The sequence below is a fragment of the Microbulbifer sp. 2205BS26-8 genome, from assembly GCF_030731025.1.
GTDB lineage: Bacteria > Pseudomonadota > Gammaproteobacteria > Pseudomonadales > Cellvibrionaceae > Microbulbifer > Microbulbifer spongiae.
The window spans coordinates 1-23,368 of the sequence record NZ_JAVAMR010000048.1 but is presented as its reverse complement, the minus strand read 5'-3'; the positions used below and the strand labels follow the sequence as shown (position 1 = coordinate 23,368).

Genomic DNA, 23,368 nt, shown 5'->3' with positions numbered 1-23,368 from the left:
GATTTAGTGTGAACAGGCCCTAGTACCCTATAAAGGGGCCTTACAAGGGAGACCGCCCGCAGCAATGGGATTAAAATCCAGCCAGCTCCGGACGATGTAAATCCCGCTAACCCCTGTCTCTACAGCGCCAGTCCAAGTTCATCCAGCAGTCCGTGCAAGTGCTGCATCGCCTCCTGGCTGGGCCCGGGATAATCGCCGGCAATGGGCACATTGCCCAGGTAACCAATATCCTTGGTGCCCTGCGGGGTGCAAAAGAAGGCCGCCAGAATCAGTGCGCGCAAACGGGCAAAGGCCGCCGCGGGGCGCGAGAACTCCGCTGAAGCCAGCGCTTTTTTATAGGCGATATCGTCGATAATCGACAGTCTCTGAGCGTCCCCCGCCACCAGGAACCCCTTGTCGAACCTGAGCTTGGCCTCATCCTCCAACCAGCCGATAAGGCGCAGGATCGAGTCTCTGTCCTGCTGCTGCCCGGCATAGGGCGCACTGACCCACTCGTTGACCACGTCGGGCACCTTCAGCTCCCTGGCGGAGGGCACATTGCCCTCCCGCGGCACCACAACCTCCGACAGCAGGGCCACTGTTCCCAGTTCCCGGGGCGCCAGTGTCAGTGGCCAGGGCGCCTTCGGAGGAACGATAAGTTTGGGATCCTTGCCATAGCCCTTCCTGGTAATGGGTTTTAGCGACATGTTGGGCCAGTGTCCCTTCCCTACGGAGTCGCCTTTCAGGCTCGATGCAAGCATCGGGGGTATTACCACACTGGCGGACAGCAGCCCCAACCATTTCAGAGACTCCCTGCGGGTCAGCGTTGTCCTGTAGCGCCCGCCGGTCTGCGCCTTGTCATTATTGGAAGCCATTTAGAGCACCCCCTGCTTTAACTGTCCCGCCAGCCAGGAAGCGTTACGCATGGCCAAGGTCATGATGGTCAAGGTACAGTTTTTGTGCGGATTGGATGCAAAGACACCCCCATCCATCACAAACAAATTGTCGCAATCCCAGCTTTGCCCCCATTGATTGGTTACCGAATCCCGCGGGGAATCACCCATTCTTGTGGTGCCCACCTCGTGGATAATCTCACCCCCCTTGGAGATGGCATCCTCCGCCCTGGGCAGAGGTCCGCTAAACCTGGCGCCCATGGTTTCGAGGATCGCCCTGGCGGTTTTCAGGCCGTGGTGAACCTGCTTTAGTTCATGCTCCGACCACTTCCAGTGAAACCTGGCCACCGGAATACCCCACTGGTCCCTGACCTTGTCATCTATTTCCATATAAGACTGCGGGTTGGGTAACATTTCACCGCGCAGCGATAGGCCCACATAGGAGCCATAGGCTCTCTTCGCAATATTCTTCAACGGCTTGCCATAGCCATCCAGATCACCGGACACACCGGCGCCCGGCTCCCCGAATCCGCTGCCGATTTCGAAGTGATATCCCCGTGGAAAATCCAATGCACCCTTTGCGTGCAGCTTGTGGCCCCACCAGGGAATAAACAGGTGGTTGGCAGTGTGTCCGTCTTCATTGTAAATCGGCCGGCCCTGCAGTCCCGGAATCATCGCACCCAGATTCGCGCCGGTGGAATCCATCAGGTTTTTGCCCACCTGGCCGCTGGAGTTGGCCAGCCCCTGTGGATAACCCCTGCTCTTCGAATTCAGTAAAATTCGCGCTGACTCACAGGCGCTGGCGGCCAGAATAATGACACGGGCTGCCAGGGTGCGGTTGCTTTTGGTTTTTTTATCGACAAAGGTGACTGCTGTGACCCTTCCCTTGTCATCCACGCTTAATTCCCTGACCATGGCATCGGTGACTACCTGCAGGCGGCCGGTGGCTTTTGCCATGGGGATCAAAGAGGTGGTGGTCTGGAAGGCTGCGCCGATGGAGCAGCCGTGGCCACAGGGGGTGGCATAAAAACAGGCCGCACGATTGTCTTTTGGGCGCGTCAGCACCGCTCTGTGCATGGGGGCCGTCGGAATTCCCAGTTTCTTCGCCGCCGCCGCTACCAGCAATTCCGGCACCCGCGCTTTCGGCGGTGGCTGCAGTATTCCCTCGGAGGAGTCCGGCATATCGTCCAGGCCCGTGTTGGTACCACAGACCCCGACCAGTTCCTCGGTTCTATCATACCAGGGCGCCAGATCACTGTATTCGAAAGGCCAATCAGCCCCCAGTCCATCGCGGCTTTTGCCTTTGAAATCGTGCTCACTGAAACGCAGTGAAAAACGCCCCCAGTGGTTGGTTCTCCCCCCCAGCATACGGGCCCGCCACCAGTAAAAATCCGATCCCTTGGCGCGAGTGTAAGGCTCGTTTGGCACCGTCCAACCGCCATCCACAGTAGCGTCATAGAAACCGAAGTTCTTGTCCGCATTGCCCGCTCCCATCAGAGGCGCATCGCCGTTGCGCCGGAACATGGGGGTTTCGGTTTTGGGGTCATAGTCTCGGCCCGCCTCCAGCATCAATACCTTGTGTCCCGCTTTTGTGAGCGTATAGGCAGCCATGGCACCGCCGGCACCGGAACCGACGACAATCACTTCATAGTCAAAATTTTCCATGCCAGGCACCCCGAATTAGATCTCTTTTATTTTGATATTCTTGAAGACGACGCTATCGCCGTGATCCTGCAGACCAATATGTCCCGTATCTCCCTTAGCAAACCCTTCCCAATCCCTGAATTTGCTGTTTTTGACCAGCCGACCCCACTCTTCTCCACCAATCAGGATATCCACTGTCTTGTAGCCATTCTGCCAAACTTGCAGGTGTTTTTGCTCGAGCAGTATCCGCACCTGGTTCCATGCACCGGCGGGCCTGTGGGACTTTTTGGGGGATGCAATAAGGTCATAGATGGATCCGGACAGATGGGAGGCCACCTTGTTGTCCGCGTGACGCTCATTGTCCAGCACCTGCACCTCAATGGCATGGGAGTAAATCTGGCTGCCCAGTTCGTCCGCCAATACAAAGATTCCACTATTGCCCGCCAGGGATATTTTCCACTCCAGTTTCAGGTCAAAATCCCTATAGGTTTTTTTCGTAAGGATATCGCCACCGCCGCCCTCGGTCAGGACCATTTCCCCATCAACCGCCTGCCACTTTTTGCTCAGGCCCTGCTTTTTAAAGCTTCTCCATTTCTCCAGGTCGTGGCCATCAAAAAGCAACTCCCAGCCCTGCTCTATCTCCTCCTCTGTCAACTGGTTATCCTGGGCGCACAGGCCCCAGGGAAGCCCAATAAGCACCACCGCTAAAATACTGTTTAATATTCTATTCATGACAATCTGCCTCCTATGCAACCGTAGGAATTGAAAAGCTAAATCTTATTTGAACTCAAATCAGTGGATTCCGCAGAGTGATCAAGGTGAGTTGCGTCGAAATTTCGGATTTTATGCATATATATATTCAGCGCAATAAAAGCCAAAATACAGACCAGCGGAAAAACACCCAGATTCTGCAGGGCCGCCTGGCCAGCAATAAGTTCCGCCTCCTCGGGGCCGGCGCTGCGGGCTAGGGCAGTTTCCCGCGCCTGATCGATCCAGCGTCCAATAACCGGATTCCAGATACTCACCGCGAACATGCCGATGCCACCTATTACCGATAGCCCGACCGCACCGGCCTGGGGAATATTTTCCGCAACGAACCCCAGCATGGTGGGCCAGAAATAGGTAACGCCCAGTGCAAAGATAAGTGCCGATACATAGAGCATCCCCCCGGTAGACAGGCTCATACTGTATATGCCGATGGACGTGGCCACCGCCGAATAGAGCAGAACTCCCTCCGCATTAAATTTTTTAACCACCGGGCCGGCAAAGTAGCGCCCCACTGCCATGACGCCGGTAATCATCGCCATAATCAGCATCGGCGATGCCCCTGCAGCCCCTAAAATTCTCTCTATCCACTGCTGGGTGCCAAGCTCGCTGGTAGCAGTCAGTGTCATGCACAGTGCCATAAACAAAAACAGTGGCGAAACCAGGGCCGCCAGGTTATTTGGCGTGGAAGTGGTCGCTTTCTCCTCCCGGGGGAAATCCTGTTGCAGAATCAAATAGCCGTACAGGGCCGTTGGCAGCAACATAACGGCGATTTGCAGGCTCCAGTCCAATCCCAGGTCGGTCATCAATTTTGAAACCAGGGCACCCACTACGATTCCACCCGGGAACCAGACGTGAAACTTGTTGAGCATGGCGGTCTTGTTATTCTGGTACAGATTGGCCACAAGCGGGTTGCACCCCGCCTCCACCGAGCCGTTGGCAAATCCGATACAAAAACTGGAGATCAACAGGCCCCAAAAACCTTCGGCCGCAATGGTGAGAATCAGGCCCAGCAGGTGACCAAAAAATGCCATCATGATCAGCCTTTTGGCACCGATCAAGTTGTAGAGCACCCCGCCGATCATGGTCGCGACCGGAAATCCTAGGAACGCCATGGCATTTATCCACCCCAGCTCGGCATCTGTCAGGGAGAAATCCCTGCCCAGCTGCGACAGGATACCGGCCCTGATTGCAAACGTCATAGCGGTCACTGTCAGAGCCAGACAGCTCGCAAAAAACAATTTATTTTTCTTGATAGACATATGCCACCTTTAGGTTCATTTTTCTACCCGGCAAAATCAAGCCCAAGTATTTCCCGGTTTAAACCCCGATCATCTCCACTGGATGCAAAATCATCGAACTCCCGATCACTGGTTCTGATCAGGTGCCTGGCGATAAACTCCGCCCCTTCCCTGGCACCGTCCTGTGGATGTTTAAAACAACACTCCCACTCCAATACGGCCCAGCCATCATAGCCATACTGCGTCAGCTTGGTGAATATTTGCGAGAAATCTATCTGTCCGTCACCGAGGGAGCGGAAGCGCCCCGGCCGCTCACGCCAGGTCTGGTAGCCGCCGTAGACACCGCTGCGGCCACTTTGGCGGTACTCGGCATCCTTTACGTGAAACGCTCTGATACGTTCATGGTAAATGTCGATAAACTCCAGATAATTCATCTGCTGCAATACAAAGTGACTGGGATCGTAGAGGATATTGGCTCTCGGGTGATTTCCCACAACCTGCAAAAAGCGCTCAAAAGTCACCCCGTCATGCAGGTCCTCACCCGGATGCAGCTCAAAGCACACATCGACCCCTGTATCTTCGAACCTGTCCAGTATCGGCAGCCACCTGGCACCCAGCTCCCTGAACCCCTCATCCACCAGCCCCAGGGGGCGCTGTGGCCACGGATAAAAAGAGGGCCACAACAGCGCCCCGGAAAAGGTCGCGTGAGCGGTCAGCCCCAGTCGCTGGCTGACTTCCGCGGCCATGACAAGCTGTTCGACTGCCCAGGCTGTACGGCACTGGGGGCTGTTTCGCACCGCTTCCGGTGCAAACGCATCAAACTGCCGGCTATAGGCGGGATGCACGGCCACCAGCTGACCCTGCAGGTGGGTGGACAATTCACTGATGGCGAGACCCGAATCCGCCACCAGGCCCTTTATCTCGTCACAGTAGGTGGCACTCTTGTAAGCCAGTGACAAATCGAACAGGCGCCTATCGGTCGTCGGCAATTGTATTGCCTTGTAGCCAAGCCCGGAAGCCCAGCGGCAGATATCAGCCAAGTTGTTGAACGGCGCTTCATCGCTGGAAAATTGTGCCAAAAAGATTCCCGGACCTCTGATTTTACTCACCGGCTACATCCTCGGACATCTCTGCTGTTAGTGAAAACGGCATCCAGTTCAAGCTGGATTGACCCGCATCCATGGTTTTTTCGATAAACGCCATACCCCGTATGGCCTCCTCTATACCGGGTACGTCAAAGCTCTTGTTGTCGCAACCCCGTGCATCGCGCTGCGCTCGTATCTGCGCACTGAAATTTTTGTAGATATTGGCAAACGCCTCCAGGTAGCCCTCCGTATGCCCGGCCGGGGCATAAGCGGCGCGAGTCGCCGCTGGGCTCATTTCCCCCACTCCGGTGCGAATCTGTTGTGTAGGCTCGCTGTTGGATCTCAGCCACAGGGTGTTGGGATCCAACTGCGACCACTCGATACTCTTTTTGTCCCCATAAATTCGCAAACGCAGATTGTTTTCGTCGCCAACCGAAATCTGGCTGGCCAACAATACACCTTTCGCGCCATTGTCGAATCTCAGAAACACTGTGCCGTCATCATCCAGTGTCCGGCCCTCAACCACCGTGGAAATGTCCGCGCAAAGGGCAGTAATTTTCAAGCCGGAGATATACTCAATCAGGTTTGCCGCATGCACGCCAATATCGCCAATACAGCAGCTTCTTCCGGAGCGCGCAGGATCTAGCCGCCAGGCGGCCTGCTTGCTGCTCTCCGACGCTTTTGTGGCCAGCCAGCCCTGGCTGTACTCGGCAACAACCTTGACAATATTTCCTAGTTCTCCCCTCTCAACAAGGTGCCTGGCCTGCTTGACCAGAGGATATCCCGTATAGACATGGGTGAGGGCATAGAGACAGTTGTTTTTTGCGATAATTTCTTTAAGTCGGATCGCTTCCTGCAAATTCAGTGTCGCCGGCTTGTCGGAAATTACGTGAAAGCCATGTTCCAGTGCCGCCCTGGCCACCGGAAAATGCAGGTGGTTGGGCGTAACTACCGCCACCAACTCCATCCGGATGTCTTTCGGCAGACTAGACTCCCTGGCAAACATCTCATCGTAGCTGCCGTAGCAGCGGTCGGCATCTAGATCCAATAGCCGTCCGGTTTGCAGTGTTCGCTCTCTATCGGAGGAAAAGGACCCGCAGACCAGTTGGATATCCTGGCTGACCGCCGCGGCAATACGATGGATTTCTCCTATAAAGGCACCGCTGCCACCACCAACCATTCCCATACGCAGTTTTTTCATATTACAATCCCTTGCGTTCATTATTCATAGTACCCACTCCACCGCTGTATTATTAGGGAAGAGGTAAAAACTATCACTGGACTTCCTCGATCCCGGAAGCTTATTAAGGCTTCGCAAATTTATAATCCCGGAGATTTTTTAATACTCATTACCTGAAATGATGATTGCATTCATATCTTCCCGTGCCAGCGGGTGGGAAAACCCTCTCTACTCCAGCCCGCCGTCACAAGGGTTTGCAACTCAGAACTTATAGTTCAGGCCCAGGTAAATACGGCGACCATAATAATTGTAATAGGTCAGCCGGTTCTCCTGTTTCCAGAATCCCTCCTGTTTTTCCTCGGTAAGGTTGATAACCGAAGCTGTCAGGCTTAATCCCGCGTTGATGTAATAGCTGGCATTTACATCCAGCTGGCCATAGGCCTTGTCGTAGAGGTTATAACCCTGGTGGAGCGAACTGGCACGGTCCTCTTTCCAGTTATATGAGGCTCGGATGCTGTAAGCATCCCGCTCATAGTATCCGGAAAGGTTATACTGGTGTTTTGCAGTGCCGGGAATTTCGGCCTCTGTCCTTACGCCGTTGTTCAATACATCGGAAGTGCTGGTATCGGTATAGGTGTAGTTGGCCAGGACACCGAAGCCGTTTTCGAAGGCGTGCTGGGCAAACAGCTCAACGCCACGAGAAGTCGCCTCCCCTCCCCCGACTTTGGTGTTCATTTCAACTTCAATTGGCCCGTTACAGCAGTTGTGCTCCCGCTCGACAATCTCGACAATACTGATGGGTATATTGCTGATATCCTTGTTAAACAGGGTTATACCCAGCGCGGATGCATCGGCGTAGTACCATTCGATACCAATATCATATTGGTCCGCCAGCAGTGCCTCCAGATCTGTATTGGCGGAGGTTCCGGAACCGCGACCGGTCCAGGAATCGCTGGAGTTAATATTTACCGGCGGGCCATAGGATTCGGCCTGCCCGAGATCACTATAACTGACTCTGGACATGGTTCTGGCAGCAGCAAAACGCAGCACCAGAGAATCGCTCAGGTCCCAGGCCAAATTCAGGCTCGGCAAAATATTGGTTGTATCACTGCTTCGATTGTTGGCGATGGCCTCAGTGGATTCCTGGCCGATAATATCATCGTAGGTGGAGGTGGTGAGGTCCGTATTCACATAGCGGACACCAAAATTACCGCGCAGGTCGTGCCAGAAAAAATCCGCCTGGGCATAGGTGGAGAGAATTTTTTCATTGATGTTGTAGGTGCCTGACAGGACAGGTACCACAGTGCGGGTAAAATTGTCGCTCACATAGCGTTTCAGCGCATTCAGGTCGAAAGGGAGGAAATTGATTGCCCCGGTTTCCCCCGCGCTGTTGTCCACTACCCCGTAGCCCAGCAGGGTGGAGGTGTCCGGGTGGAAATCCGGGTTGTGGAACCACTCGGTTCCGAGCAGCCAGCCCCGGTAACCGCCATTGTCTGCAATGCCATCGTCCCAGCGGAATGTGTTTCTGAGTGAACGGATTTCGTGATCGCGGTACTTAGTGCCCAGATAGATTTTACTGATAAATTCCCAGTCGGTATCAAATTCCAGATCCAGCTGGTAGTAATCCTCCCGATCTTCATTCTCTGTTGAATCAGAGCTGAACCAGTCGTAGTAGGGATAGGCGTCGCGGTCTGTGGTCAGATCCGTGGAAACTTCATAGCTCGGCTTTCCATCTGCGATGGACCAGAGCCAGCTGTTCACCGAGCCGTAGCGGGCATCCATATTGGCCATGATGCGCTCCGAAACCCCGCCCTTGGCCTCGGTGCGACCGATGTTCAGGGTCGCGAAATAAGAATCCCCCTGATAGCTGGCCTCAAAGTCAAAAGTGTCCGACTGCGAGTCCCCGGTAATGTCTTCACCGGTGACCTGGGGAGACATCAATCCCCGGCGTACCTCCACGCCGCCATTCACGTCCGCATCGCCCCAGTTGGCACCGTTGAGCAGCCCATTGTCGCCGAAACCATAGGTGACGACGGTATCTCCATCCAGCTCCACACCAAAGTAGGGGTTGTGGTTGTCATTCCATTCAGCGAACGTCAGGCGCTGCTCGCGACGGTTGTACCCCAGAGAGGCACCAAAGTAGTTAAACGACAGTTCCAACTGGTCCGTGGGGCGCCACTGGGTTGTCAGCTGATAGCCGTCCCGGGTCCTGTCCTGTCTCTGGTTTGAAATATCCATAGCCCGGGGTGCCCAAACATTGTTGTACACCTCACCGGTAGCCTGATCGACAATCGCGGGTCTTTCGGCATCTGCCACAGTATCCGAGTGGAAGCGCCAGTGTCTAGCACTATTCTCAATACCAACTACCGTTCTGTCCTGATTGGTATAGCCGGCCAGAATGCCAAAGGTTTCATCTGCGTTCTTCCAGGAATAGAGAGAACTGAAGTTCGGCTCCCACTCTTCGGTAGTATCCGAGTAGGTTGACTCCAGGGCGACAATGCCCTCTCCGGCGCCCAGCTCTAAGGGCTTGCGACTGCGGAGGATGACAGTGCCCCCTATTCCCCCCTCGTCGAGCCTCGCTTCCGGGCTCTTATAGACTTCCACCCGGCTGATCATGGCAGAGGGCAGCAGGGCGTAGTTGAAACTGCGGGTGGGGGATCCGCTATCGGATGTGGAAATATAGTTTCCATTCAGCTGGGTGAGAGTCCAGTTAGCGCTGGTGCCGCGAATACTCACACGGCTGCCTTCGCCACCACTCCGGGTGATGGTTATGCCGGGGACCCTCTGCAGGGAATCGGCCACATTCTTGTCGGGAAATTTACCGATATCCTCGGCGGTGATGGCGTCCACAATTGAATTCGAATCGTGTTTAATGGCCAGGTTTTTGGTATTACTTCCCAGAATGCCAATAACCTCAATCTCTTCCAGTACAGGATCCTGCTCCGGAACCTCTTGTGCCACTACCAGCCCGCTTGCTGCGACGGAAATCGAGACATACAGTGCTGAGCGTTGGAAGAACTTCACTCCCGATATCGACAGGTGTTGGTAATCTATTTTATTTATCATCACGACCCCCCTCCCTTGTTATTCAAATTATCGCCGCCCGATTTAGTGTTGTTTTCAATGCTTCCCTATCCGGTTTCACAAGCCCGGCTGAACCGCGAAAGACTGCAGTAACCCCTTTGAAACAACAGCTACTTGTCGAGCACTTCGATACTAGGCAAGAAGGTCCAATGGAAGGTAACCGATATTCGGTCTTCGATGCAACAAAATCGGCGTTTAGGCTTTGTGCAAAGATCCAGCAGAATGAGTCCAGAGCCAAATTCCGCTCCTGTTAACCCGGTAATCCAATCGATGACCCCTTGTCGATTGGATTGTCGCCTTTGAAAACCTGCACAATTACACAAAATGGCTTGTACCGGCCTCTGTCCGACTGTGGACAGTCCCTATAGCCCTGTCAGTCTGCCGCCTCGAACAAAGGTGTTAGGCCGCAAATCAAACGTGCAACTGCCTGATGTATCGTGGAGGCTTCGCGGACATGCGTCATAGACCTGGATTGATAAGAGCCAGGGAAGATTTTTTCAGCAGCCTGCTAGGACTCGAGCTGGACCTCCGCTCGATAATTGGCGGGCAGAAATCCAAACATCGCTTTGAAATGCCGGCTAAAATAGCTGTGGGAAGCAAAGCCACTCGAGTAGGCGATTTCGGACACCGGCATTTGTGTTTCGACCAGCATGCGACGCGAATTCTCCAGGCGGATTTCACGGAGAAACTGCATCGGCGTCTTTTTAAGATATTTTTTAAAGCGTCTTTCCAGGGCACTGACCGACAGGCTGGCCACCTCAGCCAGTTCCTCAATCGTTATGTTGCGGACATAGTTGTTCTTGATATATTCCACAGGCTTTTTTATCTTCTCCATGCCCGACAGGGTTTTTACGGTTTTCTTGAGGTTCCTGGCTACACCATAGGTACCAATAATCTCCCCTTGGGCGTTCTTTAGTGGCCGTTTGGAGGTGGTGAACCAGGCCAGCTCCCCGGACCTGCCTATATTCAGCTCCAGCCTTTCGGTAATAATCTCCCCGGCCATTACCCGCTGGTCATCCATCATAAAATTCCTGGCCAGGTAGGTGGGCGAAAAATCGAGATCGGAATGCCCCAACACCTGGCCTATGGACTTGCGACCCACATGCCGTACAAATTCCTGATTGCAGTGAATTACCCGTCCCGTATCGTCTTTTATCCAAAAAATCAAATCGGAAAGCAGGTCGAACATGGCGATAATCTGCTGGGTTGTGATCTGGGCGATTATGGATTCGTATTTCATATTTTCTCCATTGACGTCCGTGAAGGCCATGGCTGTCGGCGGGCAGGTCGGTCACGCGTTTATTATGTAATGCAGCTGCACCCGCTACTTGCGGTCCTGGCGAACTGCCGGTATTGAACCCTATCGGTTGGAAGTCCGCACTCCTGAGACGTAATTGACCCATTTGACCGCAGCCCTGAACGGCAAAGCAGCCGCGGTCGAATAAGGGGTCATGTGGCTATCTGTAATTGAGGATAGGCAGAGGAATCCAGCGCCCGCACAAATCGGGGTTTGGGCCTCCAGTCTCAACTGGCGTCCAGTTTGGGGAATCAGGCGGCAATACACAGAGGCCGGGGGCGGCACACCCCTGTGTCGCTTTAGTCCTGGACACATGGGCCTGCCCTAATTGACTGACCGGGCCGGTAACCCAGAGCAGCCGATCAGAAAATAACCACTTTATTAAACAACCATCGCCAAACCGGCGATATTCGAGCCGATCCGGGCGCTGATGAGGTTATTGAAGTTGACGGGGGCAATCAATCGGACACAATAAAATCGCAAAACCTTATTAAAAACGGGGCATTTGTTATTATAAAAATAATAATTTAGACGACAATATAAGACCTGAGTACTCCATCAGGCAGGGGCTGCAACACCTGTCGAGGGGCAACCCATCAACCCTTTGCCCTGAAGGCAATACTCTCAACAACACCCGCTCTCGGGGAGGCGCCTGTCAATGCTTCAAACCCGGTGATTTTACTCGATCCAATGGGTATCGAGAAATTCATCCACGAGCTCCCGTGCCTTATCGATCGAGATCCGGCACGAAGGTTCTGCTCCGGTCGAGCCGCCCGTCCGCTCCGGGCCCGTTTAGATGGGCCTGCGCGATAAAAACGGCGAGCGTCTGATGACAACCGTGTGGGGCTTTGAGTACGCCCGACAACTCCACTCCCCCGGCCCCACCTTTCGGGCACGCACGGACCGGCCAATTGCGGTGCAGTGGCTCAATGAACTGTCGGGCCCCCACCTTTTTCCCGTCGACCGCTCCATTCATCTCGCCAGTACCAAGGATCCGGATGCAGTGCCCATTGTGATCCACCTGCATGGTGGCCACAGCGAGTGGGAAAGTGACGGAAATCCACCCGCATGGTACACCCGGGGATATAAAGAAACTGGTCCACTGTTCAAGAAAAAACCTATCACTATGATAATTCCCAGGATGCCGCGACGATTTGGTACCATGACCACACTCTGGGTATGACCCGCCTTAGGTCCTGTTCACACTAATTAAAGTATCGGCAATAAGCGCAAAGTGAATAAAAACCGTGAAAACAACATCCAGTTTATCAAAGCGAGAGAAAATTCTTCTGAAGCCCTTCAGGCATCGAAACAGTCTCTCCACTTCATTTCGCTTTTCGTACGCCTCTACGTCGTATTTCCAGGTGCTCAATCGGTTACTCTTCGGTGGCACGACAGGTTCCATGCCCAGATCGAATACCAACTGCCGGGGTTCATTACCTTCGTAGGCCTTGTCCATGATCACTTTGGCTCCATCCCAACCGCAGTTCTCATGGCTTTTCAGCAGCTTTCGGCCCTCCGGAGCGTCTCCAGCCTGCCCCGGTGACAGAGAAAATACTACGGCGCGGTTGTGGCCGGCTGCAACCATATGGATCTTGGTGGTCCATCCTGCTCGTGATTTGCCGATAGATTGAGGACCGTTTTTTTTAACGCGCCAGTGCCGTCTGGATGAACTTTAACAGCCGTAGAATCAAGAGAGAATAGCCCTACCGGGCCAGGTTACCCGGGTCATCGCCCACTTTGATCGCGAGGGCATCTATGTTTGGCACTGCCACCTGCTCTCCCACGAGGACTACGATATGATGCGCCCCTTCGAGGTGCAGGCATCGACGTCGTCGAAAATGCCCTAGTGTCAGGCACTCATATGACCACTGTTACTTGATCGAGCTTCTTAAAAAAATCCTTAAACCCTATTGTCGATTCTGCCCTGGGGATCATGAGACGTGAATGTGATTGCGATAAGTTACTGCAATGACAATAAAGAACATTGTGATCCCCGCCAGGGATCATTACGATCAGCGCCTAAGTGTTTTCTCGAGTCCATAGGCAAACCCTCAGCTGCTGTAAAGGCACCCGTACAACATTGAACAAAGGCGAAAAATCCAGCTGAAAAATTGGTAAGGAGGAGGACCTATGCTATTGTGGTGCTGTGGTAGGTATCGGCCGGTTTCAGGAAAAAGAATCCTGCACAGGACACCCCCACAGAAGAAAAATGTACCAAATCTATGGGGAGACACTCAAGTCCGTACAGGTTAGGAACTCTCACCGTCTTTGACGGGTATCGGTGATAATTATTTTGCCTGTCTCTGATCGATCATTGTCATCATTGGGTAAAACACCTGACATCACCAGGTTCATTTCAGTAATAGCTGCACCTGTATCCAGAGGGAATGTTGGGGATCATTTTTTTTAATATCAGGAAGATTACAAGATGCTAAAACACCTTAAAACCACGTGGCTTGGCTGTTCCCTTGCAATAAGCTTCTGCCTCACCACCACTGCTCAAGCAGCACTTGCCGGCGATGACATTCTCGTGACTGACCCAGCTACACTCGAAGCAATGGGGTTTGCGCAGGATGCAGACAACGTCTACATGGCGCCAGGCGTTGTACTGGGGGACAGTACGGATTCAGGCCCATCACCAGCTGTTGACCCCGATATCCAGGCCATGCTGTTTCCATCTGGAAGCACAGATTATTCACCGGTTTCACCGAAGGAGTTCATCGGCCGGGTCGATACTACTGGTTCGCAATGGCTCTACTCGGCTGGAATCGGGGTTGAGCTCAGCCGTCTCGGTACAGAGCGCTTCGCCGACGCGCAAGTTGAGGACCTGCCTAACGGCGGCGTATTACAGTTTCTCAGGTGGTGGTGGTCCGACAATGATCCCAATTCGATGATGGCGGTATTTCTTTTTGAAATATGTCAGCCTGACTTCGCCGGCGGAGTCATCACGTTTACAACAGTCGCCACCGATACAAGCTTTAACAACCCCAATGGGTCCGCAGCAATCAGCACGGCAGCACGGCCAATCGACACCCAAAGCTGTTATTACCTGGCGCGTATCCGCTTTGATGCCGCAACAAATCTTTTGAGGCTGCAAAAGGTTCGGCTTCAGTTCACCCACCCCTAACCTGTCCTCCTGTGGTGGAGCCCGCCCTCTAAGGGCTCCACTGCGGGCCCACAGAGAAAAACACCCATAACCCCAGCTATCTATTTTTTATTGATTGTACATCTCTTCCCGCAGTTCGCGGTATTATTCCTGCTTCGAGGTATCTGTGGGTAACGGATCATCTCAGAAAATACCAAAAATACACTTTAGTCAAAGGAAGTATCCATGTATTCCAATCATCCCAAGATAGTGCTGGCACTAGTCTTTTTTCTGACGCTCCTGGTCAGTAGTTGCACCCAGCTGGCGCCCAGATACGATGCTGAACTCTATTCTGATCTCACCGAGGTCAATGTCGAGTTGATGCAGTTTTTCTCTTCAGTGACCCATGGCACCAATAAGAACACCTATACCGAGAGGGTCGAGAACTATCATGCACTGATTGGCAGGATTGATGCACTGGCCATGCAGTCCAACACCCGCCCTATCCCCAATCGGGATACCCTAAAACAGATTAACCACTATCTGGATGCCACACAGACGAATATCCTCTTTGAGGAACAGCCGCCCAGCGTCACTTGTCTGCAGAGGATTTCAACCAGCCTGAATAGAATGCGCGAGGAGGACGAAGACAAGGGGCTGCACGCCGGTGCGGTTACACTGTTTAAGAATGAAGTGTTGATCTCCATGGACCAGGCACTCACCTACGAATCGTTTTTACATCGCTGAGGACTTCAACATGTCACTTGACGTTAACCAACTGATCTCCAATATTAAAGATACAGCTTCCGCCATTATCGCCCACGACATTACTGAAATTCGCGGTTTCTCAGAACGCCAATTGTCGGCCCTGGCTCTGCAGGCACAGTTGATTACCAAAGCCATTCTGAACAGAGAAATCAACGAAGACTTAAGGGATTATTTTCTGGACTCTCTGGAGGACATGGCCCTGAATTTTGCCAGGACCCTGCGTGGCCTGCTCGCTGTGACTATCGAGAAAGTTTGGAATGCGATCGTCGGTGTTCTTTGGACCGCTATAGAGGCCTGCACAGGGATATCCCTCAAGGTAGCCAATTAACGACTCCCTGTTGCCGGGGCTAACCAGAGCCAGCCCTGGATACCAACTTCCTGCCAGGTTGCCGGCTCTCAAAACGGGTTTGTCTCGACCCCGTGTACTTGCGCTGATCTTGCTTTCCTATTGTGCCAATCCTCTAAAACGTCCGCTTTCCCAGTGGCAATGGCCTGTGTTCGCAGAGGGCAACCCACACTCCCCTTACTCACTCAAGAGTTATAACCGAATCTGGTGTTTAAGTGTTTGAAAGAAAGCAGCGTATCTGGTTGATTTGTTGTCGCCAAACAATGAAACCAATCAGGAATACGCCGCTATGGATAAGAATACCGTTGTTGAGTTTACAGGTCGACAGGAAACCGCAGACCCGCTGACTGAATTGCTGTGCCGGGGCGCACGGGAGCTTCTACAGCAGGCGATAGAGGCCGAGCTGTCCACTTTCATGGAGGGGTTTAAGAACCGCCGCCTGGACGATGACCGTGCTGCCGTCGTTCGCAATGGCCACTTGCCTGAGCGCGACATACAGATCGGGATTGGCCCCGTAAAGGTGAAGGTACCGAAGATCCGCAGCAAGGATGGAGAGCCGGTAACCTTCCGCTCAGCCCTGGTGCCGCCGTATGTGCGCAAGGCCCGCTCGTTGGAGGCGGCGCTGCCGTGGTTATACCTGAAGGGCGTTTCAACCGGCGAGATGGAAGGGGCCCTATCGATACTGGTTGGTCCGGAAGCGAAGGGCTTATCAGCCAGTACGGTGGCTCGCTTGAAGGGGCAGTGGAAGAATGAATACGCTACCTGGCGAACCAGGCGAGTTGATAAAGATCGTTGGGTATACATCTGGGCAGACGGCATATACAGCGGCCTGCGCTCGGAGGAAAGCAAGCTCTGCGCTCTGGTTGTTATTGGCGTGAACGAACGCGGAGAAAAGCACTTTCTGGCCATTGAAGACGGGGGAGCGAGAATCGACGCTGAGCTGGAAAGGTGTGCTGGGAAAGCTAAAAGAGCGCGGCATGAACGCCCCAGAGCTGGCAATTGGCGATGGTGCCATGGGGTTCTGGACGGGGCTGGAAGAGGCCTATCCAGAGACGCGCCAGCAGCGCTGCTGGGTACACAAGACGGCCAATGTACTCAACAAGCTGCCCAAGTCGTGCCAGCCGAAAGCCAAGCGCTTTCTACACGACATCTGGCAGTCTGAGGCAAGGGTTGGCGCGGAGAAGGCATTCGACACCTTTATCAAGACGTACGAAGCCAAATACCCGAAAGTTTCCGAGTGCCTGCTAAAGGACCACGAAGAACTGATGAGCTTCTACGATTTCCCGGCAAAACACTGGCAGAGCATCCGGACAACGAACCCGATCGAGTCGACGTTCGGGACAATACGACACCGGACCAAGCGCTCGAAAGGCTGTCTGTCGAGAGAAGGAATGCTACACATGGTGTTCAAGCTGGGAATGTGTGCAGAAGAAAAGTGGAGAAAGCTCCGGGGCTTTGACTACCTTGCCAAGGTCATCATCGGAGTGAAGTTCAAGGATGGAGAGGAGGTGACAACAGCCGGTCAGAGCGCTGCTTAATCAGGCTTGTTGAACACCAGAATTGACAATAACTCCTCACTCAATGGTACAGACCGCAATCAAAAGCCCTTCATGAGAGTTTAATTTGGCTGTAATGAATCGTTCATCAAGGCGCTTCAATGTACGCGGGCAAACCAGACCGGGCACATAGGATCCGGCTTTCGAATTGCCAAATACGACTAACAGGGGTACCCCGATGAATTCCAGAAAAACCTGCCTGGCTTCTGCCATTTCCCTAACCACGCTGATCGCCGCGAATCAATCGCTGGCCGAACCGGCAGACGACGGTCAGCTGGAGGAGGTCGTTGTGCTGGGTACGGGTGCCACTTTTAACAGCAGCGCAGTATCCGAGGCCATGCGCAAGCAGCAGTCCTCCATTACCAGTGTCAACGCCCTGATCGATAATTTGCCCGGTGTTTCCGTCAACGAGGGGGATGCCTATGGCTTTGATGACTGGTCTACCAATATCAGTGTGCGCGGCTTTACTATCAGCCTGGATGAGCAGCAAATTGGCACTACCATAGATGGCATCCCCAATGGCGGTTCCAACTATGGTGGTGGCGCCAAGGCCAATCGCTTTATCGACCCCGCCAACCTCGCCTCCATAGAGGTTTCTCAGGGCACCTCGGATATTGCCTCCCGCTCTCTGGATGCCCTGGGTGGCACTATTGATTACCGCAGCCAAGACCCCGAGGACACACGCCGCAGCCGCATGGAGCTTTCCGCAGGCGAGTTCGATGCCCGACGCTTCTATTATCGGTTCGACACCGGTACCTTTGCCGGCAACAGTAAAGCGTGGATCTCCTACGCCAACCAGGAAGCCACTGACTGGATCACCGAAACCGCGCAAAACGAACGCGAGCATATTGCGGCAAAATTGGTTACCACGCTGGAAAACGGCAGTGTCAAAACCTACGTTTCCTATGATGACATTCACGAAGATAACTACCAGCGTATTTATTCCGAGACGCAGTTTAAGGAATTCCCGGAAGACGACTTTTTGCGCGGAGAATGGACGAGCATCCCCTATATCGATCAACTCTACCGCCGCGGCTGGTCTACCCTGCGCAAGAACCTGCTGGCCTATTCGCAGTTCGAGTATGATCTCACGGAACGTCTTAACCTGCATGCCGGGCTCTATTACCACACCAATTCGGGACGCGGCGATTGGGTTCCCCCCTATCTGGTGGACATCACCAATGATGGAAATGCAGGCCAATCGGAATTCCTCGGCGGTTCCACCGCTTATGGTGGCCTTCAGACAGGGCAGATTTTCTATGTGGATGCCAATGGCAATGCGCTCACACCTTTAGATGACTGCATTTCTTCAGTTGTCAATATCTATGGCAAGTCGGGACCGGAGTATGACCCAGCATGCTATCCCGCAAATGCTATCCCGGTTATGTCCTACCGCCACACCCACTACAAGAAGAAACGGACCGGCCTGACAGCGGACTTTACCTACAATGTTCTGATCGCCGGCTTCGAGCACGAGTTGCGCGGTGGCCTCTGGTACGAAGACGCCACGCGTGACGAGCACCGCGATTGGCACAAAATCACCGATGCCACCCGCGGTGCCGATTTTGATGCAACGCCTTACTGGGTGCAGTACGACCGCAGCCACCCTCAGGAAACCCACCAGTGGTATCTGCAGGACGCCCTGGTTATCGACGCACTCACCCTGACACTGGGGGCCAAGCAGTTCTTTGTGGATGTTCAGCGGGAGGATTTTTTCGGCGCATCACCCGATGTGGGTATCAATTCCGACTCCGATATTTTGATCTCCGCGGGGCTGCTCTGGGCAACCCCATTAGAAAACACTGAACTGTTTGCCGGATACGCGGAGAACTTTAAGGCAATAGGAGACAGTGTGCTCGAACGCCCAGATTCGGACCTGGACAATATCGACCCCGAAACTTCTGAGACCATTGAAATTGGCCTGCGCTACACTGGGGATAGCTTCACAGCTACCGCCACCTATTTCGAGAATCAATTTGAAAACCGGATTATTTTCCTGGACAACAATACCACCACAGGCCCCAATTACCTGATCGGTACCAATGGCACTTACTTCAATGCCGGTGGTATCGAATCAAATGGCCTGGAATTATTGCTGGACTATGACCTTGGAGAGTCCTTCAATCTCTACACATCCTATACCCTGATCAATGCCACCTACCTCGGCTCAGGGGATGCCGCAGTCGATGAAGCCCAGGGTATCACTCCCGGTAATACGGTAGTCGGCATCCCGGAGCAGTTGTTTGTGGTGGGACTGGACTGGAATTCAGAACTCTTGTACGGCGGTGTTTCCAGCAAGTTCACCGGAGATCGCTATGTGGATACCAATAATACTTGGGTGGCCGATGCCTATATCACCACCGATGCCTACATTGGCATTAACCTCACAGAGATTAACCCGGCGCTGACTGCAGTGAACCTGAACCTCGTGGTTAACAACCTGTTCGATACCGACTATCTGGGAACCGTGGTATCCGGAGGCGCCTGGATCGGCGCACCCCGCACGCTCTCGCTCTCAGCCTCTGTGGATTTCTGAGAAAGCACATCGGCAAGTCACACAGTACCCACCGCCGTCCCCGGGTTGGAGCGGACCGTCGGGATAGAGGTATTTTTTACAACTGGGTGGGTATTTCAAGGTGCGCTGCCAGATCAGCGGGCGCGCTCTTTGATTGCCCAATCCATCGCAGAGAGACTTCTGAGCCGACTCCACAACCGGCATCAAAGCGTGTTTGTAAAGAATCCGGCAGGCACCAGGCTATATAGCCATATATCAGGATAAGATAAAAAATGAGAGCGGGCGCAATTCCCGCGGGAGACAGGCTCAATGAATAAAGTATGGATATCACTGCTGGCGGTGATACTTTGCACCCATGTCCACGCTGCCGATCACCTGGTGTTGGTGACGATCGACGGTTTACGCTGGCAGGAGGTCTTTTCCGGCTACGATCCGGAGCTTATCCAACACGACAAATACACCGAAAACAAGGCCCAACTGATCGAGCAGTTTGGGGGAAAGTCTGCCCAGGAAAAACGTCAAAAGCTCCTGCCATTTATATGGAGCACAATAGAACAGCGCGGGGTGCTCGCCGGCAACCGCAATAGAGAGTCCCGGGCGAGTGTTACCAATAATTGGTGGTTTTCCTACCCCGGTTACAACGAAATCCTCACCGGACGCGCCGACCCAAACATTCAATCTAATGAGGCCATACCCAATGTCAATATCACTTTTCTGGAATGGCTGCATAAAAAACCCGGCTTCAAAAGAAATATCGCTGCGTTTGGCAGCTGGGGCGTTTTTTCTGCCATTATTAACCGGGAACGCAGCGGTATTTTTGTCAATGCCGGGCTGGAACCCGCCATCTGGCCACAGCTATCGGCGCGCGCCCGGTTTTTGAATGAACTGCAAGGCCAGCTGCCGATTTTCTGGGAGGACGTACGCCCCGATGCCTTCACCTACGGCCTGGCTAAGGAATACCTGATTCAGAAAAAACCGAAAGTGCTCTACATCGCCCTGGGGGAGACCGATGATTTCGCCCACGATGAACAGTATCACCAGTATCTGCAGTCTGCTCATCGCAGTGATGCTATCCTGGCGGATCTCTGGAATACCCTGCAAACGATTGAAGGCTACCGGGATAATACCAACCTGCTTGTCACAGTGGACCACGGGCGCGGCAACACGGCTGAAACCTGGCCGCACCATGCCAGTGGGCCGGCACTCACCCAGTTTCTCAGCAAAAAGGATCACCCGCACAAGGGGGGAATACCCGGTTCCAACGAGATCTGGATGGCAGCACTGGGCCCGGATATCAAGCACATTGGAGAGGTTTCCGGCGGCGCAACCCTGTATCAGGATCAGGTGGCAGCAACCGCATTGAGACTACTGGGCTTTACCCCCGGTGATTTTGACAAGCGTGCCGGTCCGGTAATCGCCAGAATCCTCCGTAAAACTGACACGCAATAAACCACACACTCTTGGGGGCTGCCTGAGTAACATAGAGAACACCCTCCTTGAAAAAAAGGGCGCGCTGTTGGCTTGGCTTTTCACGCCATTCCACTGTGGTGCCCTGGGTACCGAAGCCTCAGCACAACCCTCCAAATCGGCGCAGCAGTACAAGAAATAACCAACCCGGTACTCATGAAGAATACACTGGCTGTGTCACACCTGTTTTCGCATAATTGCAGCTTCACACGCAACTCATAACAGATGGCCAGCTGTATGTGGTTTAAAAACCTTCGTATTTATCGCTTAACCAGAGAATTCACCCTCAACGCCGAAACACTCAACCAATGGCTGGAGCCGCATGCATTCTCTCCCTGCGGAAGTCAGGATTCTGTCCGCTACGGGTGGGTACCCCCTCTGGGCCGGCACGGCAACCAGCTCGTGCACGCCACCAATGGATATCTCATGATCTGTGCCCAAAAGCAGGAGAAGGTCCTTCCCGCCGCAGTGGTCAATGAACGCGTGGAGGCGCTGGCACAGGCTATCAGTGACAGGGAATCCCGCCAGGTAGGCCGCAAGGAGCGGCAAAACCTCAAGGACGATGTCCTGCTGGAGATGCGCCCCCAAGCCTTCGCGCGCTCCCGCTTGCACTTCGCCTACCTCTCCCCCCGGTCCAACTGGGTGGTGGTTGATGCCTCTTCCGCTTCTGCCGCAGAGGAGTTACTGGAAAACCTCCGCGAGGCCATCGGCAGCCTCGCTGTGGTCCCACTCTCCGCCAAAAACCTGCCGCAGCAGGCCATGACCCATTGGCTCGCCACATCGCAGGCACCATCACAGTTTGATTTCGAGCATGAGTGTGAACTGCGCGATCCCAAAGACAGTGGCAGTGTGATCCGCTGCAAGAATCAGGACCTTTGCGCACAAGAGATCCAAAATCATCTGCTGGCCGGGATGCAGGTGTACAGGTTAGGGCTGGTTTGGCGCGATGGCATCACATTTTTGCTGGATGACCAGCTTGCCCTGAAACGCATCAGATTCAGCAGTGAACTGCTGGAAAAAGCCGACAACACAAATGCCGATGAGGCGGCTGAGAGATTCGATGCGGATTTCTCAGTGATGGCCCTGGAACTTACTGCCCTGATCAAGGATCTGCTCAAAGCCCTCGGCGGCACCAGCACCGAATCGGTTAGTGTCGAGGAAATTGTGGCCAAAACCTCCAGCGGGCAAGCTGATACTGTGGCACAGGCAGTAAAAGAAGTGACCTTTTGATTCCATCAGCTAGCGCGGATTCTTTCTATCCAAGCAACTGGCCGCTGTCTCTTTATAAGAAAGGCAATCTGGAGGAACTACCCTTTTAATAGTGCGGCAGATCGGTTAAGTTCGGGTAAAATGCCTGCGGTATCCTTTTGGTATAAAATCTGGATTAAAATTGACTTGTTGGTCATCCCGTCAAGCTGGACGGTGACAAGCTAAGCTGTTTCAACTCAATATTTCGGAAAACACACCATGACCTCACTTCAAGACCAACTGCTCCAAGCCGGGCTTGTCGACAAAAAGAAAGCCAAGCAGGTCAGCAGGGAAAAACGCAAGCAACAAAAAGTTGCCAAAAAGTCCACAGAAATACAAATCGATGAAACGAAGTTGGCTGTACAGCAGGCCCGCACCGATAAAATGGCGCGAGATCGCGCCTTGAATACCCAACGCGATGCTGCAGCCCAGCAGAAAGCTATCGCCGCACAGATCAAGCAACTGGTGGACAATAACCGCCAATCACACGGCAATGGTGAAATTGCCTACAATTTTACTTTCGACAAAAAGGTCAAAACGATTTACGTCACTGAAGCACTATACGAACACTTGATAACTGGCCGGCTGGTAATTGTTGCGATGGAGCAACGTTTTGACCTGGTTCCCAGGGTGATCGCAGACAAGATCGCCGAGCGCAACAGTGATATCGTGGTGAAGCCGGCCGAGACAATCAATCCAGACGGAGAAGACGACCCCTACGCCGACTTTAAGATTCCCGATGATCTGATGTGGTAAAATAACGATAATCGATCACGTAACCCCATTTGAAAGACCGGACCATTTTTCTCTGCTCTCCTGATTTTAACGACCTGGGGATTCAAATTCCTACTCAGAGTAAATACGATTTCTGGCAGCGGCACATTAGTGCTTGGAAAAACATCAATCTATTCCAGGCAGCCTACTAAAGCCTGTTCACACTAAATCCTGTATAATCCCTTCATGGAAATTACAGCGCAACAATACAAAATTATCGAAGATTTTCTGCCCCTCCAGCGCGGCAACGTGAAAATATCCAACTTACAAGTGCTGAACGCCATTCTTTACATAGCCGAGCATGGTTGCAAATGGCGAGGTCTGCCGAAGAAATTCGGCCGTTGGCACAGCGTCTACATGCGGGCGAATCGTTGGGCCAAGCAAGGTGTACTGGATAGGGTCTTTCTAGCCCTCCAGGAAAATAATGTGATCAATATC

At 53.3% G+C, this 23,368-nt stretch carries 17 protein-coding genes and 3 pseudogenes; 11 read left to right on the top strand and 9 right to left on the bottom strand.

Annotation, left to right across the window (positions count from 1 at the left end; all coding sequences use genetic code 11):
* Positions 1-119: 119 nt before the first annotated feature.
* From Q5Y71_RS13805 to Q5Y71_RS13770, 8 genes are all read right to left on the bottom strand, one after another.
* Positions 120-854, bottom strand: a complete 735-nt coding sequence (locus tag Q5Y71_RS13805) for a gluconate 2-dehydrogenase subunit 3 family protein (RefSeq protein ID WP_306042695.1) — start codon at positions 852-854, stop codon at positions 120-122.
* On the bottom strand, positions 855-2,537 hold the full coding sequence (locus tag Q5Y71_RS13800; RefSeq protein WP_306042694.1) for a GMC family oxidoreductase: 1,683 nt from the start codon (positions 2,535-2,537) through the stop codon (positions 855-857).
* A gap of 15 nt (positions 2,538-2,552) precedes the next feature.
* Positions 2,553-3,248, bottom strand: a complete 696-nt coding sequence (locus tag Q5Y71_RS13795) for a DUF1080 domain-containing protein (RefSeq protein WP_306042693.1) — start codon at positions 3,246-3,248, stop codon at positions 2,553-2,555.
* 38 nt (positions 3,249-3,286) lie between these two features.
* Positions 3,287-4,543: a sugar MFS transporter gene (locus tag Q5Y71_RS13790; RefSeq protein ID WP_306042692.1), complete on the bottom strand. Its 1,257-nt coding sequence runs from the start codon at positions 4,541-4,543 to the stop codon at positions 3,287-3,289.
* Between the two features lie 23 nt (positions 4,544-4,566).
* Entirely contained in the window at positions 4,567-5,631 is a 1,065-nt protein-coding gene (locus Q5Y71_RS13785; RefSeq protein ID WP_306042691.1) for a sugar phosphate isomerase/epimerase, read from the bottom strand.
* Positions 5,624-6,808, bottom strand: coding sequence for a Gfo/Idh/MocA family protein (locus tag Q5Y71_RS13780; RefSeq protein ID WP_306042689.1), 1,185 nt, complete (start codon positions 6,806-6,808; stop codon positions 5,624-5,626). Before Q5Y71_RS13780 ends, Q5Y71_RS13785 begins: the two co-directional genes overlap by 8 nt.
* Positions 6,809-7,048: 240 nt before the next feature.
* Positions 7,049-9,853 (bottom strand): TonB-dependent receptor, encoded by a 2,805-nt coding sequence (locus Q5Y71_RS13775; RefSeq protein WP_306042688.1) that lies wholly within the window; start codon positions 9,851-9,853, stop codon positions 7,049-7,051.
* 526 nt (positions 9,854-10,379) lie between these two features.
* Positions 10,380-11,111: a helix-turn-helix domain-containing protein gene (locus tag Q5Y71_RS13770; protein WP_306042687.1), complete on the bottom strand. Its 732-nt coding sequence runs from the start codon at positions 11,109-11,111 to the stop codon at positions 10,380-10,382.
* Between the two features lie 1,197 nt (positions 11,112-12,308).
* On the opposite strand from Q5Y71_RS13770, the pseudogene Q5Y71_RS17630 reads away from it, so the two are divergent.
* Positions 12,309-12,377, top strand: a pseudogene (locus Q5Y71_RS17630) (hypothetical protein); the annotation flags it as partial.
* On the opposite strand, the pseudogene Q5Y71_RS13760 reads toward Q5Y71_RS17630, so the two are convergent.
* A pseudogene (locus Q5Y71_RS13760) lies at positions 12,358-12,869 on the bottom strand (IS5 family transposase); the annotation flags it as partial. The pseudogenes Q5Y71_RS17630 and Q5Y71_RS13760 overlap by 20 nt on opposite strands.
* Between Q5Y71_RS13760 and Q5Y71_RS17625 the strand changes: the two are divergent.
* From Q5Y71_RS17625 to Q5Y71_RS13715, 10 genes and pseudogenes are all read left to right on the top strand, one after another.
* Complete coding sequence (locus Q5Y71_RS17625; protein WP_371877062.1) at positions 12,869-13,018, top strand: multicopper oxidase domain-containing protein; 150 nt, start codon at positions 12,869-12,871, stop codon at positions 13,016-13,018. The pseudogene Q5Y71_RS13760 and the gene Q5Y71_RS17625 sit on opposite strands and share 1 nt — an antisense overlap.
* A gap of 581 nt (positions 13,019-13,599) precedes the next feature.
* Positions 13,600-14,298, top strand: coding sequence for a hypothetical protein (locus Q5Y71_RS13755; protein ID WP_306042685.1), 699 nt, complete (start codon positions 13,600-13,602; stop codon positions 14,296-14,298).
* Between the two features lie 204 nt (positions 14,299-14,502).
* The gene (locus Q5Y71_RS13750) at positions 14,503-15,003 is read left to right on the top strand and encodes a hypothetical protein (protein WP_306042684.1); all 501 of its coding nucleotides are present in this window, start codon (positions 14,503-14,505) and stop codon (positions 15,001-15,003) included.
* Positions 15,004-15,013: 10 nt separating this feature from the next.
* Positions 15,014-15,352 carry a hypothetical protein gene (locus Q5Y71_RS13745; protein WP_306042683.1) on the top strand — a complete coding sequence of 113 codons (339 nt, stop codon included), beginning with the start codon at positions 15,014-15,016 and terminating at the stop codon, positions 15,350-15,352.
* A gap of 307 nt (positions 15,353-15,659) precedes the next feature.
* Positions 15,660-16,908 (top strand): annotated as a pseudogene (locus Q5Y71_RS13740) (IS256 family transposase).
* A gap of 196 nt (positions 16,909-17,104) precedes the next feature.
* Positions 17,105-19,462: a TonB-dependent receptor domain-containing protein gene (locus Q5Y71_RS13735; RefSeq protein ID WP_306042682.1), complete on the top strand. Its 2,358-nt coding sequence runs from the start codon at positions 17,105-17,107 to the stop codon at positions 19,460-19,462.
* Positions 19,463-19,750: 288 nt separating this feature from the next.
* Positions 19,751-20,890: an alkaline phosphatase family protein gene (locus Q5Y71_RS13730; protein WP_306042681.1), complete on the top strand. Its 1,140-nt coding sequence runs from the start codon at positions 19,751-19,753 to the stop codon at positions 20,888-20,890.
* Between the two features lie 255 nt (positions 20,891-21,145).
* On the top strand, positions 21,146-22,138 hold the full coding sequence (gene rdgC / locus Q5Y71_RS13725; RefSeq protein ID WP_306042680.1) for a recombination-associated protein RdgC: 993 nt from the start codon (positions 21,146-21,148) through the stop codon (positions 22,136-22,138).
* A gap of 237 nt (positions 22,139-22,375) precedes the next feature.
* Positions 22,376-22,912 carry a DUF2058 domain-containing protein gene (locus Q5Y71_RS13720; protein ID WP_306042679.1) on the top strand — a complete coding sequence of 179 codons (537 nt, stop codon included), beginning with the start codon at positions 22,376-22,378 and terminating at the stop codon, positions 22,910-22,912.
* A gap of 204 nt (positions 22,913-23,116) precedes the next feature.
* Positions 23,117-23,368, top strand: a 252-nt coding sequence (locus Q5Y71_RS13715) for a transposase (RefSeq protein ID WP_306042678.1), incomplete at its 3' end; no start/stop codon positions are given.

Excerpts from the sequence above, each read along its gene's own strand:
- Q5Y71_RS13745 (WP_306042683.1), top strand. The coding sequence starts at position 15,014 with ATGTCACTTGACGTTAACCAACTGATCTCCAATATTAAAGATACAGCT.
- Q5Y71_RS13755 (WP_306042685.1), top strand. The coding sequence starts at position 13,600 with ATGCTAAAACACCTTAAAACCACGTGGCTTGGCTGTTCCCTTGCAATA.
- Q5Y71_RS13730 (WP_306042681.1), top strand. The coding sequence starts at position 19,751 with ATGAATAAAGTATGGATATCACTGCTGGCGGTGATACTTTGCACCCAT.
- rdgC (WP_306042680.1), top strand. The coding sequence starts at position 21,146 with ATGTGGTTTAAAAACCTTCGTATTTATCGCTTAACCAGAGAATTCACC.
- Q5Y71_RS13735 (WP_306042682.1), top strand. The coding sequence starts at position 17,105 with ATGAATTCCAGAAAAACCTGCCTGGCTTCTGCCATTTCCCTAACCACG.
- Q5Y71_RS13805 (WP_306042695.1), bottom strand. The coding sequence starts at position 854 with ATGGCTTCCAATAATGACAAGGCGCAGACCGGCGGGCGCTACAGGACA.
- Q5Y71_RS13795 (WP_306042693.1), bottom strand. The coding sequence starts at position 3,248 with ATGAATAGAATATTAAACAGTATTTTAGCGGTGGTGCTTATTGGGCTT.
- Q5Y71_RS13775 (WP_306042688.1), bottom strand. The coding sequence starts at position 9,853 with ATGATAAATAAAATAGATTACCAACACCTGTCGATATCGGGAGTGAAG.
- Q5Y71_RS13750 (WP_306042684.1), top strand. The coding sequence starts at position 14,503 with ATGTATTCCAATCATCCCAAGATAGTGCTGGCACTAGTCTTTTTTCTG.
- Q5Y71_RS13780 (WP_306042689.1), bottom strand. The coding sequence starts at position 6,808 with ATGAAAAAACTGCGTATGGGAATGGTTGGTGGTGGCAGCGGTGCCTTT.
- Q5Y71_RS13800 (WP_306042694.1), bottom strand. The coding sequence starts at position 2,537 with ATGGAAAATTTTGACTATGAAGTGATTGTCGTCGGTTCCGGTGCCGGC.
- Q5Y71_RS13770 (WP_306042687.1), bottom strand. The coding sequence starts at position 11,111 with ATGAAATACGAATCCATAATCGCCCAGATCACAACCCAGCAGATTATC.
- Q5Y71_RS13720 (WP_306042679.1), top strand. The coding sequence starts at position 22,376 with ATGACCTCACTTCAAGACCAACTGCTCCAAGCCGGGCTTGTCGACAAA.
- Q5Y71_RS13790 (WP_306042692.1), bottom strand. The coding sequence starts at position 4,543 with ATGTCTATCAAGAAAAATAAATTGTTTTTTGCGAGCTGTCTGGCTCTG.